Here is a 13520-nt window from a genome sequence, read left to right on the forward strand (position 1 = left end):
ATTAACTAAATCCCAGACTATAAGGAAGTAACCGGAATAACCCATTTGCCGGATAATTTTCAATTCATAATCAAGCCTCTCTTTGGCTTCCTGAGGGGGCTCGCCGAAACGCTCTTTTAACCCCCGGTAACACAGTTCCTTAAGATAACTGTCCAGATCGTATCCCGGCGGAACCTGGTAGTCCGGCAAATGCAGTTGTCCAAATTCCAACTCTACCTGGCAGCGTTCAGCAATCGCCAGCGTATTGGCCAGCGCTTCAGGATACTTTTCAAAAATCTGGTACATTTCCCCGGCCGACTTCAGATAAAACTCCTCCGTAGAAAAGCGCAGGCGGTCGGTATCCTCCAGCGTCTTACCGGTTTGGATGCAGAGAAGAACATCATGAATCCTGGCGTCCTGCCGGCGAACGTAATGGACATCGTTAGTTGCCACTAGAGGTATGTTCAGTTCCCGCGCCAGTTGAACCAGGAGAGGGTTCACTCTTTTCTGTTCGTTCAAACCATGATCCTGTAGTTCCAAAAAGAAATTGTTAGGGCCGAAAATACGCCGGTACCTCCGGGCCGCTTCCTTAGCCTGTTCGTATCTTCCTTCCAAGATCAACTCCGGAATCTCACCGGCCACACAGCCACTCAAAGCAATCAACCCTGAACTGTATTGCTTCAGCAGTTCCATATCTACCCGGGGTTTATAATAGAAGCCTTCCAAAAAAGAACGGGTAACCAGTTCCATAAGATTTTTGTACCCGGTCTGATTTTCAGCCAAAAGCACCAAATGATAGGGAGAATCGTCCACCTGAGGTTGACGGTCATGCCGCGTCCTGCGGGCCAAGTAAACTTCCGCTCCGATAATAGGTTTGATCCCCCGGGCTTTTGCCGCCTTGTAGAAGTCAATAACACCGTACATGACACCATGGTCGGTAATAGACAGGGCTTTCATTCCCCTATCTGCCGCAGCCTCTACCAGTTGCTCAACCCGGCCGGCACCGTCCAGTAAACTGTACTGGCTATGAACATGAAGGTGGACAAAATCTCCCCCGGCCATATTTCTATCACTCCTTAACCTTCAGATCCTTGCGTTCAAACTGAAAAATAAAATATTAATGGGACAATGTTCCTTTGCAATATATTTTAGCATAAGAGAAAGGAAAGGAAGGTCCTTTATGGAAAGTTTCGGCCAAAAGCTTCTTCTCATCTTTTTTACCGCTCTGGGAGTGGTACTGGGAGCCAGCCTGATCGGTTCCCTAGCCGCAGTTCTCAGCGCTCAACCTCCTTTGAAAACCATGACCAAACTCGCTTACGAAATTAAGATCTGGGCCATTGTCGCCGCTATCGGGGGCACTTTTACCACTATCGAAGTATTAGAAATGGGGATTTTTGAAGGGGAAATTATTAATGTCATAAAACAGTTTCTCTTTATTTTCAGCGCTTTCCTCGGCGCCCAGGTAGGTTATTCTATAATCTGGTCCCTGAGCGGTGGTCAGTAATGCCGCCTGCATACCTTCTGTTTCTTCCCCGTCGTTTTCTCTCCCTGACCGCCGCCTTCCTATTAGGCTGTATTCTCGGCGCCGTGTTGACTAGCCTGTTGATCGGCCATCAAGTCGATAAATTATACTTTGAAAACGAGACCCTTAAAGAAGCTCTACAGGCTGCCAATTCCGAATTGGAAGAAGTAAAACAAAACCTGGCCGCCAGGAAACGCCAGGTTATAACCAGCATTGAACCGCATGTTATTTTTCCTGAAGACAACCTGTCCTCTTACGAGCAAGATGTCTTTGAACTGGCTTTGGGAAAAGAAATTAAGCGCATGCTCGAACCGGTCAGGGGGAAAGAAGTCAAAGCCATTGATTACATTCTCATACCCGAAATAATCAATAACCGCCTGCTTAAAGTGGAAGGACGCAATTTCCGCCTGGAAACCAAAATGATAATTGTTACGGATAAGCTGATCGTACGGGTTGAAGCCTTTCCCGAAAAACTTGCCAGTTCCGAATAACCGTGCAAGACAAACGGTGGCTCTGTTATTTCTCCCGTTTCCTTACCTTCCGGAGGCGGGCCAACTCTTCTGCTGCTTCCAAATCAGTCCCACCGGCAACTGGGGCCACTATTTTCTGTAGGTCAGGCTTCATTTCTTCTTTATTGTAGCGTCCCGGCCTGTTCTTCCGGGCCATCAGATTGCACCTCCTCCATCAGCTAACTTAAATTCCTCTTTAATTCCGGGTTTCTATCCCTTCTTGTCTCAATCGTTTAGTCATTATCCCGCCTATACGCCCGCTTTCCGCAGCACTCAGGCTGCTCCACCCTTTCTCCCTCACTTTATCGAGCAACCCCAATTCAGCCGCCACTTCTATCTTAAGCCGGTGGCGAGGGCTTAACTTTTCCTCTTTTTCATGCTTATTCTTCTCCTGCGGAGTCTGCCTAGACTTTTTGGGCATGGCCGGGATCACCTCCAGCCATAGTATTCCCCAACCCAGGTTTTATTTTCCTTATTAATAATAAAAATTTTGGGGAAACCTATTGACATAGAAACTTTATCCAAATATAATATTAGTAACAATTACTATTAAGGAGGGTTTTCATGGTGGACTTGATCAATGAAAACAAACTTGGTGTTACTAAGGGAACGGAGTTGGAGAAGGCGGTTGACGGAGAATTTAAAGGAGAAACATGGGAAGTGGGTACATATTTGGCCATGGCTCGCCAGGCGCAGAGGGAAGGCTACCCGGAAGTGGCCGAAGTTCTTACTAAGATAGCCTGGGAGGAAGCCCAGCATGCCGCTCGTTTTGCCGAGCTGAACGGTAAAATATCGGCCAGTACTAAGGAAAATATAGAAAAAATGCTGGCGGGAGAACAACAGGCTAACAAAGGAAAGCGCGAAGCAGCCGTTAAAGCTAAAGAGTTGGGCCTGGATGAAGCTCATGATGCTTTAGATGAATCCTCCCGCGATGAAGCCAGACATGCCCGCGCCCTGGCCGGTTTGCTCGAGAGGTATTTTAAGTAATCTTAACTCAACTAAATAGTTAATAAAGGCCCTGCAGAGATAGAGGCAGGGCCTTTCGGTTTCTTTAGATACTTCCACCGGTTAAAAATATACTCGCCTGTTCAAATAGGTTGCACATTTGATAGATATACCCGGTCTACACTCGTATGGGCCTGCCCGTCGCCCAATTCTTCCGCCTGCTCATGGCCGAAAATAGCAAACTATCGAACCTTATTTTACCCTTGACTTTATAAGCAAAACGAGAGATAATATATTTTGCAGTCGGGATGTGGCTCAGTTTGGCTAGAGCGCTGCGTTCGGGACGCAGAGGTCGCAGGTTCAAATCCTGTCATCCCGACCATACTTAGAATAAAATGAGGCCAGACTTTGGCCTCCTCCCATTGGTAACGAACCCTGCAGTTAAGCTGCAGGGTTTAAATTTTTTTCTATTCTTTTTCAAGCTCTATCTCCAATATCCAACGCCCATTGAGGGCAAATGTCATGTGGGTAATCCTTACGGTAAGCAACTCCGACTGTTTAACAAAGCCAGCATTGATAAAAGCACCCATACGATTGCCAGGACCACTGCCACTTTGGCCCAGCGTTCCGGTTTCGCCTTTTTCGTTGGTTACGTAAACTGTATTAGGTAGTTGAACTTCCGCATTATTGCTACCATCATGGGGTATATCAGCATAAAGGGCTTCATAAGGTAAATGGTCATTCTCCGGTTCAAATAACAAACCCCAGGCTATTCCACGATCGTCCACAACCAAATCTTCTAAAACAACCCGGGTTTGATGGACTCTACCCAGTTCCTGGTTGAGTTCAATTTTTTTAGGGGAATTGAAGTTTAAGTATTGCTTATAAGGTGCACTTTCTATGTTAAAGGTTAGCTCATCGTCACCAACAAGGATGAGTTGTTCCAGCGAGAGGGTAATTTTCTGGGGAAGTTCATTAAAAGCAGGGAATACAACCCAGTATTCATTTGGTTTTTCCCCTTTTTCCACCGACATATCGATACGGTTTCTTTCTCCTTTGTCAGTAAATACTTCTCCTCTTACCCACCGTATTCTCTCGCTTTCATTTTGCGGAACAAAGGTAAACTTCAGCCTGTTTTCCGCTACACCCAAAACTAATTTCTCAACGATGAATTTACGTCCGAGTATTTCCCATGTTTGGTTCACCGCATGCGATATCTCTACTTCACGGCTGCGATCATAGTTCACTGTTAAAGCAACCGGTTCCAGTTCATAAGTATCGTCGCCTATTCTTAGCTTTGCTTTATTCCATATTATTTTATCAACTTTAGGTAATATTTCGTTATCTCGGTACAATGGATGGAAAGTAATACGACCGTAATAACGTCCCTGATAAATTATCCCTTCCTCGGGGGCAAAATTGGAAGTAAATCCGGGCCCGCTCCATGCTTTTTCTCCTTTATCAGCCGGTTCAATAGAGCCAAAGTATAAACGCACCCCTGGTCTATACTCCAAGCTATAAAATAAAAAGACATCTTTACTGTTATACCAGATCTTTTCCAGGCGGACGCTTGTATTCGCCTCAGGTACCGGAATATCCATATTGAGGGCAGTCACCAACCCCAGTTCCTCTGCCCTTTTCAAGCCAGGAGTCATGGTCGCCAAATACTGATCAACCTCATCTTTAGATTGTGCTTGCCGCAGGGATTGATTTGTACTGTTTGCGCTGCTGCAGCCGGCAACCAATATTACTATTAATGAAACAAATATAGTCGCTAACAAAAATTTCTTCTGCACCATGTTAACCCCCTTTCCATTATCTTCTTCCCCAACGTTTCCGTCTAAGGTTTGCCTTTTTGCACGGCTCTTTTACAGAAAACCAGGATACTATTCCGCTTTTACGAAACCACCTGTCTTTTCTCGTCTCGTCTAATACAACAGACGGTTAACCTAAAGAAATTGTTCCCAGTTTCACTCCAATACAAAGTCGCTTATGCCCTCCGGAGAATAAATATATTGACAGAGAAAGTTCCGTAGGGCATAGAGTCGTATGATCCGAGGAAAATCCAATAGAATTATTCCCTTTTACGGGTTGAATCTGGGAACTTTCCACCGCTTTTGACCGTCTAAGATCATAGAAGATAATCGAATTTTATTCAACAGGTCAGAAGAAAGGTGAGGTAGTTTAATGCATTCAAGGAGGCTATTTTACGGTTGGCGAGTGTGTGTAACACTGTTTCTGACGCTGGTGATGTTCATCTGGGCGGATTCCCCCGGATTAGCGGCTGACGATGTTAAATTGGTAATTGACGGTCGGGTGATTGATGCATCGCCCCCACCCATAATCAAAAACGGCCGCACCCTGGTACCGGTACGTTTGGTCTCTGAAACACTGGGGGCTTATGTTGGGTGGCATGCGGAAAGCAGGACTGTTACTATCACCAAGGGTAACCGTTCAGTTCAATTACGGATTGATAATCGTCTGGTTGCTTACACAGAAGATCGGACTACCTACGGGTTGTCAGACGTTCCGCCACAGATTTTTGGCAACCGTACCTTTGTCCCTTTGAGGTTGGTAAGTAACGCTTTGGGAGTCTCAGTAAGCTGGAATGACTCTGAACGGACTGTTTATGTTGATTCCAGTGTGCCTGCAGCCGTTACCCCTTTCTTTGATATGGCGTTGCCGTCTATAGAACCTGGACAAACTATCACTGGAACCACAGAACTTCAGGTTACTTTTAATGATACGCCGCCTGCTGGTGCTGCGGAAGTGCGGTTTCTACTCCTTGACCCGGAAACGGGCCGGGGACCAATCGTGGCAAGGGGAAGTGACCTAAAGGGAATATACCAATGGCTGCCTGACCCGTTTTACAACGGTATTCGCGTGCTGGCTGCTGCAATCTATGACCAAGAGGGCCGTTTCCTGGCTGGCTGTGTCATCCCCGTGGAACTGGCAGTTGCGCCCCAGGTGGCATTGGCGGGTATAGCTCAGGAACAGGTGGTAGAGGATAGTGTTTCTCTTAGAGTGGACTTAAACTTTGTAGCCGAGTATGTAAAGTATGAAATAACTAACATCGATACAGGGAACGTAATGGTTACAGGGGAAAAGGATCCTCAAGGTACTTACACCTGGACGCCTCAATTTGCGGATAACGGCGCTACTTCTATCCGCGCTATAGCCTATGACCGTTCCGGGCAGGCCTATTACAGCCCGCCCGTGACCGTGAAAGTAGACGTAAAAAGAAAGCTACAATTAAGAGGGGTATCCCCTGGCGCCACAGTGGAAAGGCCGGTTACGCTTTGGTTTTCCCGAAACTTCCTGGTCAGCAGAGCAGAGTACATACTGAAAGATATAAAGACAGGGAAAGAAGAAATCCTGTTGCCAGCGGACGGTCAGTTGAGCTACAAGTGGTTTCCAGGACCGGAACAGGCAGGAACGTGGGAATTAACGGCAAAGGTAACGGACACTAAGGGCAATACTTATACCACTGAGCCTATTACTATTCAGGTACCGGCAAAGCCAATACTGCTTCTGGAATCCATAGGTCCTAACCAGGTGCTGACAGGGACAGTAAAGCTCCGGTCATCGGCTAATGTTCCCCTTAGTAGTATCACATACCAATTACTAAACCCTGAAACAGGAGAAAAACGGGTGATTGCCGACGGCAGTGCTTCCCAGGCGGAATACTCCTGGACACCTGAAGAAAAGGACTCTGGATCGTGGCAGATTCAAGCCGTAGCTACCACCATTTCAGGGGAAAAAATAGCAAGTGAGGCTATCCCGGTAAAGGTTTATTTGGGGCCGGTATACGGGCCTCAGCCGATAATAGAGAAAAGCAAGTTTTTAGATTTTGTATCCCAACTGGCTAAACAATCGCAGGAAAGAACAGGTATGTCTGCAGCGCTACAAGTTGCCCAGGCTATCCTAGAAACGGGTTGGGGCCAATACACGCCGGTGGATAAGTATACCGGTCGGCTCTCCTATAACCTGTTTGGCATCAAAGGCCAGGGTCCAGCCGGTTCGGTAATCTCCAATACCTGGGAAGAATATAACGGAAATACCTTCCGCGTGGATGCAACATTTAGAGCTTACAATAACCCGGCTGAAAGCTGGGCGGATCACAAAAAACTTTTGCTCACAGCCAGAAGGTACGAGCCGTTTAGAGCGGTGATGCACAACAGTACTCAGGGAGCGTGGGCATTACGACGTGCTGGCTATGCTACTGACTCCAAATATCCGCTGAAACTAATATCGATTATTAAACGATACGACTTGCACCTGCTGGATGAAGTAAGTATATAGCTTTATGTCTTGTAAGTAGAAGCTACCATCTCTCTGAAGTTTGGGGTTGATAATTTTTTAACAGTCACCCTGGGCAGGACTTTACCTGCCGTATTTGCTGGATACCAACCCCTGGTACGAAATGCCGCTTGCTTATCGAGACTCACTCAATCTTTTTTCTTTAGTTATCAATCTCAGTAACAGATCAAACAATTTGAAGGCCAAAAACCCAAACAAGAGACCGAAGGTATTCAAAATAAGATCATCCACATCAGCCGCCCTGCCCGGAATAATCAACTGCAATAATTCAATTGTCAAGGACAGTAAAAAGCCTGTGGTGACAACTTTACCCAGTGTATTTACGCCCTTCCAGACTAGAGGCAATAGAAACCCAAAAGGAGCCAGTAAAACTAAATTTCCGCCGATATTCCGCAACGGAACCATATACCAGGAATGGTTGAGCGATCCCAGAATGCTTTTAAATGGTATGAAATTGACGTGGAAATAATCACCATAGTAAGGCACTCCTATGGGAATGGGAAAGATGGTTACACCCACCAAACCCACAAGGTAAAGGAAGAACAGGTTTAACAGTAACTCTCCAGATAGAGAAGTATTTTACTTTTTCTTCTTTCGCAAGATAAAGGTCATGATTCTAAACGGAACCCAGGTTACCAAGGCAATAAACCAAATAAAATCGGAATCAATCAGCAAAACAATCTCCCCCTTGCCTGAATAAGGTTGCTATCACTTGCTTCCAATATTTAAGGTTATTTTTGTTGGCGTGTTTATTCTTGCTGCCCTGGATGCCCCTAAAAACGACCGGGTGGATGCCTGGTTCATTGCCTCTAAGCTCCGGGCCGGCCATCTACCCCATGATTATGTTTTAAATTAAATCACATTGTTAAAACTACTGGTACTGGTGTATAATGGTAAAAAACAGGTGGGGGATAGCTATGAAATATCGCCAGCTAAACTTGGCCAGAATCAGAGAGAAGGTAACTGATATTAAAGAATCACTTGCTTTTCTACGACAATATGCAATGCAAAACGATGAAACTTTTTTAAAGAATAAGGAAGCGGTTCATGCAGCCCGTTACTCCTTCATTGTTTTAATTGAAGCAGCCATGAACATTGCCAATCACTTTTGTGCCCGGTTGTTAGATAAAGCTCCGGAAACATATGCGGAAACCTTTTTGTTACTCGGTGAAGAAGGTATCATAGACCCCCAGCTGGCGCAAAGGCTGGCCCAAATGGCAAAGTTCCGCAATCTCCTGGTTCACGGTTACGGAAAAGTTGATGATCGCAGAATGTTGCGAAGCATGCGGGAGGATCTCTCTGATGTGGAGGCCTTTATACGTGAAATTACCAAAATTGTGATGGAAGCGGAGGAGAAAAACAATGGTTGAAAATTCCCTTCGTTCCTTTACCCTCACTCCCGAAGAGAAAGAAAAGATTATCAATAAGATAGCAGCAGAGCTGAAGCAAGTTATAGCAATAAGGTTTGCCTTTTTGCACGGCTCTTTTACAGAAAACCGTCCCTTCCACGATATAGATGTTGCCGTCTACTTCACCAGGCAAACACCTGAAGATATCAGGCTAGATACCTGCATTGAGTTAAGCACAAAACTCACCGGTGTTCTAAATATTCCTGTGGATATCCACCAATTAAACTCCGCTTCCCTGAGTTTCTGTTATTACGCCTCCCAGGGCAGGATACTATTCTGCAGGGACAGGGAAGAAGTGTATCAGTATAAAGAAAAAACCTGGATTATGTACATGGATTTTTACCCTTTTCTCAAGCAGAATCTGCTGGATTTGCTCGAGGTCTGAGAATGCTTCCTCCTCTTAGAGTATAGCTTAAACCCTCCAATACACTTTAATGCAAATCAGCCCTGCTCAACGCCACTACCGCACCACGCCAAAGCAGGGGCAGCACAATCATTACCGTAAGTATAGTAAAAATTGCAGCCTTAACTAAAGACAGTCTTGTCAGGAAGGCCGTTACCCCCGGAAATCTGGAACCCAATATCATCCCTCCGAAAAAGATCAGGAAAAATGACAGGGAATAGAACAACTGCATCCTGCTATAGCCCCAGCGAAAATAGATGTAGAACATCACTCCGTTGACAAGGAAAACCCAGCCCGCGGCCAAACGCCCGTGAGCTATTAAACTCCAACATAATTGGACTTCCAGAACCCCAAAGGCCTGCAACAGGTCAATCACTTCAATCCAGCTGGAGAGTGTAGGTTAACCTGAGCTTTTGGACCGTTCCAGGTTATCCCGTAGCCGAGGACCAGGGCCAACTCCCTCAGGGGAACCACTGTCACACCGCTCGACGTGGGGGTCAGGTATAGTCTCCAGCTTTTGTTCTTAAAGCTGATGTCAACATAGGAGTTGACCTTCTCGCCGAAAGGCTTTAGGCCGTAGTTGTGATCCGTCATGACCTCTGCGTAATTCTCCTTCAGTGAGAACCAGTCTACTTTACCGCCCAGTGCTTCCACCGTTGCCCGGAGGGGAACCATCACGCGGGAGCGCACCAGATCAAGATAAGGGGAGACGATACCGAGATCGAGCTTTTTGCCATCCAGGGTGACGGTCACTGTTCTACCGGTCATCCTCATAGTTCTGGGGGCTCCCAGTTCTCGCCTAACTTCTTCCGGAAGTTGGTCCAAATTGCGGAGAAAGGCCACTCGTTCTGGGCCCAACCACTGAACCCGGTAACCGAAGAAGTATCCGAGACTTACCCACGGTAGTCTGGAAACGCCCCCGGTTTTCACGAGAGGACTCTCTAGTGCCACCATCGTCCCGTTCACCCGGGCGAAATCTTCACCCGCTCTGACGGTCAATCCCAGTTCCTCCGGGCCTAGACGATACTGTTCGGAATCAACGGGGGTTACGGGAATATCCAGCCATTTTTCGAGAAAGCCAAGGCTTATGTGGGTAACAGGGCTGCCTCGGCCCGGTTCACTGATATTCAGGGGTTGATCTTGGGGGTTGTCAAGAACCTGTTCCTGTATCCCTTCTGTCGGCGTCCAGGTCAGCACCCTGCCCTGATCGTAGACCACTGCCCGGGGTTCGGGAGGTCCCGATGGGAGAATGGTTATGGGAATCATGGTCTGGCCCCCGCCATTAACAACCAGATGCCAGGCGCCGGGACCGGGCCGGCCAGGTGTTCCATCAATCCGTTCACCCATCGTCTCAGATAGGGTGAACGTATAGCTGAAACTGTCGTTCTCAACCGGTACTGTCGCCAAAAGAATGGCCTCCGGTACCGGGAAGGGCGCCGGGGCTGAGGGTATGGTGACAGGCCAGTAGGAAGGCATCAGCAGGATGGTAGCTTCTTTCCCTCTGGCCACGTCTGAACGTACCGTTATTTCATCTCCCAGACGTACGAAGCGGGAGTTTATTGTTACACCCTCAGCGGGAACAAAATAGCTAGAAGCTAAATTCTTGAGCTTTTTGGCGAGCTCGGGGTCGGTGACTGTGTGACTCTGGACCGGTGTTTCGGCATAGATGCTGACGGTTTCATGCAGGATAATGGTGACATTGCGGCCATCCTTAAGCTCCAAGCGAACCTGAGGAAGGAAGTAAAGCATGGGATAGGAGCCATCATCCCACGGCTCTTCAGGACCCAGTTTGCCGATAGCCAGGTTGTAAAGCTTTATCAACTGCTCAATCTTGACTCGGTCCTCAGGCAGGTTGGGAAAAAGGGACCGGAAACTAGTGTCCGAGCGGCTGAATTCTACCCTTTGAATGTCATCGACGCCCAGGTTTGACGGTAACTCCGCAACCCGGCCGGTGTCAGCGAGGCCTGGAAGCAGTAAAAGAGCGAACGACACGATTAGCGAAGACGCTACGAATCGTATTACAACCGACCGACCACGGCCTGAGCTAGTTCTCATCCGTATTAATGAAATTGAAAACATCCTTCTACCCCTCCTCCGGGTAAATATCTCCAAGTAACTGATGCGTTAAAGAAATCAGGTTGACCTATTGCTCTTTAACCTGAATGGCTACTTCTTCCGAAAGAAGAGGGGTACTCCAGTTAGTGATTTTATAAGAACCTAGCAGCAGCTCAGGATACGCATAGGGGTAAGAAACGATGATTATACGAAGAGTTCCAGGTTTAGTTAATATTAGTTCAGGTGTAATTAAAAATGTTTCACCCAAGTCCACTTCATAGAATTTTACCTCCTCCTCTGAGTCTTTATCATAAAGTAATGGTTGCAACTCATTGTTAAACAAGGCAAAAACTGCGATGGGTTGTTTTTTCTTTAACTTAACATCATTAAGATACCCCTCGAAAAAGCGAGAATTCTCTATGGACTCTTTTATGTTGGCATAAATGTATAACTTTATTTTCTCGCCAATTTTAGCATTGCTTATATTTCTTAAGAGTACGTAGTTTTTGGTTAATTCATCAATGGGCCTGTCCAAAATGATCAGCTCTTGTTGAGTGTCTCCTCTAAATAAACTATAATCACTAGAGAATCTTAACTTTAACTCATCTTTGTTTTCCCCGTTAAAGAGTGTCTTGTTCACCTGTATGCTTCTTGGGCAGTAAGAATAGGCTTTAGGCCAGAAACACAGACAATTTTCGGTATAATTTTATCTAAAAGGCAATTTTTTTCGTCTATGGAAATTAATTCTACACAAACTCTGTAAATCCTTTTAACCTTCGGCTAGGGCATTTGCCTTTAACAAGGCAATAATATGGATTTTATTCATACCTTAATGCTTCTATAGGCCTCAAGCTGGCAGCTTTATTGGCCGGATAAAGCCCAAAACATACCCCTACCAGGAGAGCAAAACTAAAGGCTATCCATATAACCGGGACGGTTATTTTTATGCTCATACGCATAAAGTTCGCCATGCCGAGGCTTAAAATCAAGCCCAGAAATATGCCTATTATTCCCCCAATGCCACTTATGACCAGTGACTCTATAAGAAATTGAAATAAAATGTCTTTCCTTTTCGCCCCTAGCGCCTTTCTTATGCCGATCTCCCGGGTCCGCTCGGTTACCGATACAAGCATTATATTCATAATTCCTATCCCACCGACCAGAAGGGATATGCCTGCAATGCCCCCTAGCATCATACTCAGCGTTCCAGTGGTCTCTTCGACGGTTTCAAGCACTTGAGTTTGATCAAAAACCCGGAAACTTTCTTCATCATTCTTGAAGAACTTGGAAAGTTTCGCTGTGATTTCGTCCAATGCTGGTGATACCTCATTGGGACCGGCAGCCTGAATGTTGGTAATTTCATTCCTCGACCTCCTATAAACTATTACTTGTTTAGAAACCGGGGGAGCTGTTCAGAAAGTTGGCCATGTAATGTTCAACCCGGGGGCAAAACCCCGGGTTTGTTGGAATCTCAATGGCCTTAGGACCATTTTCTATTGAAATAATTCTACGGTTTCTTGATATAATTTTAGTTTCTGTTCTAATAAAGTGGTTATCTCTTCTTCTTTATCAATTATAAATTTCAGTTCTTCAATTATAGCTTTTTCATCAATTTGTTCCTCAGAAAGTTCTAATTCAATCTTGAGCCCTGCCTTTCTTACGTCGATTTTAGCCTGGGCAAGCTTACTTTCTACATCCAATTCCTCAATTCTCTTTTGGATTATTTGTTTATTTCTCTCTGTATCCCTTGATTTCCAAACTTCCCGTAGCTGGGGAAGAATTTCCTTTTTGATCTCCTTGAGCACTTCTGTCCTTTTATCAACAGTTTCTTTTAATTTTTTCAGCGCATCATTTATCTCTTGATTCCCCAGTTCCTCAAGTCTTTGGTAAAGTCTAATGTTCTTCACACCGATATCAGCCGGTCTCTTGCCATGCAACGCTCCAAAACCACGGCGAGGAAACCCTCTGTCCATTAAGGCCATTAATTGATCATACTGTTCCTCACTGATAACTCCGCTTTCCAGCAGTTCCTTCAGCTTGGCCTCTTTCACTTCCGCCATTTTGGCCCGACGTTCCGCCGGTTCCAGGTCTTTTAACTCTTCTCTCAAATCAGCTATTTCGGCTATCACTGCCGTAATTTTTTCGTACTGTTCCTGGTCTATAGTTCCATTTTCTAACAGTCTCTGTAATCCGCCGTACTTGGCGCCAGCCCCTCTAAATGGTTTTGCCAACACACTATCCGGTTCCGCCGCCACAGCAGCAATTAAACCGACGGTCAAAACCATTATTAACACTAACGCCAATCCAACAACTTTTTTCATTGACCACCTCTCCTTCCGTAATTTTTTTAGCTCATCGCTCCAACACAGATAATAATA

At 45.9% G+C, this 13520-nt stretch carries 16 protein-coding genes, 1 tRNA gene and 1 pseudogene; 8 read left to right on the forward strand and 10 right to left on the reverse strand.

Annotated elements, in window-relative coordinates; translation table 11 throughout:
* Nucleotides 1–1041 (reverse strand): PHP domain-containing protein (locus KKC1_RS02035; protein ID WP_143288656.1); only part of this gene is annotated, 1041 nt, incomplete at its 3' end.
* Nucleotides 1042–1159: 118 nt separating this feature from the next.
* On the opposite strand from KKC1_RS02035, the gene KKC1_RS02040 reads away from it, so the two are divergent.
* Nucleotides 1160–1483 (forward strand): YtrH family sporulation protein, encoded by a 324-nt coding sequence (locus tag KKC1_RS02040; RefSeq protein WP_088552849.1) that lies wholly within the window; start codon nt 1160–1162, stop codon nt 1481–1483.
* Complete coding sequence (locus KKC1_RS02045) at nt 1483–1992, forward strand: sporulation membrane protein YtrI (protein ID WP_088552850.1); 510 nt, start codon at nt 1483–1485, stop codon at nt 1990–1992. The genes KKC1_RS02040 and KKC1_RS02045 overlap by 1 nt, the downstream gene beginning before the upstream one ends.
* A 25-nt stretch (nt 1993–2017) precedes the next feature.
* Here the strand turns inward: KKC1_RS02045 and KKC1_RS15955 are convergent, their stop codons facing one another.
* Entirely contained in the window at nt 2018–2167 is a 150-nt protein-coding gene (locus KKC1_RS15955; protein WP_153802839.1) for a hypothetical protein, read from the reverse strand.
* A 39-nt stretch (nt 2168–2206) separates the two neighbouring features.
* Nucleotides 2207–2431 carry an alpha/beta-type small acid-soluble spore protein gene (locus KKC1_RS02050; RefSeq protein ID WP_088552851.1) on the reverse strand — a complete coding sequence of 75 codons (225 nt, stop codon included), beginning with the start codon at nt 2429–2431 and terminating at the stop codon, nt 2207–2209.
* A gap of 143 nt (nt 2432–2574) precedes the next feature.
* Between KKC1_RS02050 and KKC1_RS02055 the strand changes: the two genes are divergently transcribed.
* Nucleotides 2575–2997 carry a ferritin-like domain-containing protein gene (locus tag KKC1_RS02055; RefSeq protein WP_088552852.1) on the forward strand — a complete coding sequence of 141 codons (423 nt, stop codon included), beginning with the start codon at nt 2575–2577 and terminating at the stop codon, nt 2995–2997.
* A 262-nt stretch (nt 2998–3259) separates the two neighbouring features.
* Nucleotides 3260–3337: transfer RNA gene (locus KKC1_RS02060), tRNA-Pro, on the forward strand.
* Between the two features lie 85 nt (nt 3338–3422).
* On the opposite strand, the gene KKC1_RS02065 is transcribed toward KKC1_RS02060, so the two are convergent.
* A complete protein-coding gene (locus KKC1_RS02065; RefSeq protein WP_143288657.1) occupies nt 3423–4751 on the reverse strand; it encodes a hypothetical protein in 1329 nt (442 codons plus the stop codon).
* Nucleotides 4752–5142: 391 nt separating this feature from the next.
* Between KKC1_RS02065 and KKC1_RS02070 the strand changes: the two genes are divergently transcribed.
* Nucleotides 5143–7257, forward strand: coding sequence for a stalk domain-containing protein (locus KKC1_RS02070; RefSeq protein ID WP_088552854.1), 2115 nt, complete (start codon nt 5143–5145; stop codon nt 7255–7257).
* A gap of 132 nt (nt 7258–7389) precedes the next feature.
* Here KKC1_RS02070 and KKC1_RS17270 read toward each other — a convergent pair whose 3' ends face one another.
* Nucleotides 7390–7830, reverse strand: coding sequence for a VanZ family protein (locus KKC1_RS17270; protein ID WP_088552855.1), 441 nt, complete (start codon nt 7828–7830; stop codon nt 7390–7392).
* 157 nt (nt 7831–7987) lie between these two features.
* Here KKC1_RS17270 and KKC1_RS15960 point away from each other — a divergent pair, with 157 nt between their 5' ends.
* The 3 genes from KKC1_RS15960 to mntA all read left to right on the forward strand — a co-directional run bounded on the left by KKC1_RS15960 (nt 7988) and on the right by mntA (nt 9069).
* Nucleotides 7988–8131 carry a hypothetical protein gene (locus KKC1_RS15960; RefSeq protein ID WP_153802840.1) on the forward strand — a complete coding sequence of 48 codons (144 nt, stop codon included), beginning with the start codon at nt 7988–7990 and terminating at the stop codon, nt 8129–8131.
* A 61-nt stretch (nt 8132–8192) separates the two neighbouring features.
* On the forward strand, nt 8193–8645 hold the full coding sequence (gene hepT / locus KKC1_RS02080) for a type VII toxin-antitoxin system HepT family RNase toxin (protein WP_192868031.1): 453 nt from the start codon (nt 8193–8195) through the stop codon (nt 8643–8645).
* Entirely contained in the window at nt 8638–9069 is a 432-nt protein-coding gene (mntA, locus tag KKC1_RS02085; RefSeq protein WP_088552857.1) for a type VII toxin-antitoxin system MntA family adenylyltransferase antitoxin, read from the forward strand. Before hepT ends, mntA begins: the two co-directional genes overlap by 8 nt.
* Before the next feature lie 46 nt (nt 9070–9115).
* Here the strand turns inward: mntA and KKC1_RS02090 are convergent, their stop codons facing one another.
* The 5 genes and pseudogenes from KKC1_RS02090 to KKC1_RS02110 form a co-directional block, all read right to left on the reverse strand.
* Entirely contained in the window at nt 9116–9463 is a 348-nt protein-coding gene (locus tag KKC1_RS02090; protein WP_088552858.1) for a hypothetical protein, read from the reverse strand.
* Nucleotides 9460–11166 (reverse strand): stalk domain-containing protein, encoded by a 1707-nt coding sequence (locus KKC1_RS02095; protein ID WP_088552859.1) that lies wholly within the window; start codon nt 11164–11166, stop codon nt 9460–9462. The genes KKC1_RS02090 and KKC1_RS02095 overlap by 4 nt, the downstream gene beginning before the upstream one ends.
* Nucleotides 11167–11230: 64 nt before the next feature.
* Complete coding sequence (locus KKC1_RS02100) at nt 11231–11782, reverse strand: hypothetical protein (RefSeq protein ID WP_088552860.1); 552 nt, start codon at nt 11780–11782, stop codon at nt 11231–11233.
* A 178-nt stretch (nt 11783–11960) separates the two neighbouring features.
* Nucleotides 11961–12491: pseudogene (locus KKC1_RS02105) on the reverse strand (ABC transporter permease); the annotation flags it as partial.
* Nucleotides 12492–12635: 144 nt separating this feature from the next.
* Entirely contained in the window at nt 12636–13463 is an 828-nt protein-coding gene (locus tag KKC1_RS02110) for an SHOCT domain-containing protein (RefSeq protein WP_088552862.1), read from the reverse strand.
* Between the last annotated feature and the right edge of the window lie 57 nt (nt 13464–13520).

Source organism: Calderihabitans maritimus (genome assembly GCF_002207765.1).
Taxonomy (GTDB): domain Bacteria; phylum Bacillota; class KKC1; order Calderihabitantales; family Calderihabitantaceae; genus Calderihabitans; species Calderihabitans maritimus.

Coding starts and splice junctions, on each gene's coding strand:
- KKC1_RS02110 (WP_088552862.1), bottom strand. CDS start 13,463: ATGAAAAAAGTTGTTGGATTGGCGTTAGTGTTAATAATGGTTTTGACC.
- KKC1_RS02045 (WP_088552850.1), top strand. CDS start 1,483: ATGCCGCCTGCATACCTTCTGTTTCTTCCCCGTCGTTTTCTCTCCCTG.
- hepT (WP_192868031.1), top strand. CDS start 8,193: ATGAAATATCGCCAGCTAAACTTGGCCAGAATCAGAGAGAAGGTAACT.
- KKC1_RS02050 (WP_088552851.1), bottom strand. CDS start 2,431: ATGCCCAAAAAGTCTAGGCAGACTCCGCAGGAGAAGAATAAGCATGAA.
- mntA (WP_088552857.1), top strand. CDS start 8,638: ATGGTTGAAAATTCCCTTCGTTCCTTTACCCTCACTCCCGAAGAGAAA.
- KKC1_RS02070 (WP_088552854.1), top strand. CDS start 5,143: ATGCATTCAAGGAGGCTATTTTACGGTTGGCGAGTGTGTGTAACACTG.
- KKC1_RS02055 (WP_088552852.1), top strand. CDS start 2,575: ATGGTGGACTTGATCAATGAAAACAAACTTGGTGTTACTAAGGGAACG.
- KKC1_RS15955 (WP_153802839.1), bottom strand. CDS start 2,167: ATGGCCCGGAAGAACAGGCCGGGACGCTACAATAAAGAAGAAATGAAG.
- KKC1_RS02095 (WP_088552859.1), bottom strand. CDS start 11,166: ATGTTTTCAATTTCATTAATACGGATGAGAACTAGCTCAGGCCGTGGT.
- KKC1_RS02040 (WP_088552849.1), top strand. CDS start 1,160: ATGGAAAGTTTCGGCCAAAAGCTTCTTCTCATCTTTTTTACCGCTCTG.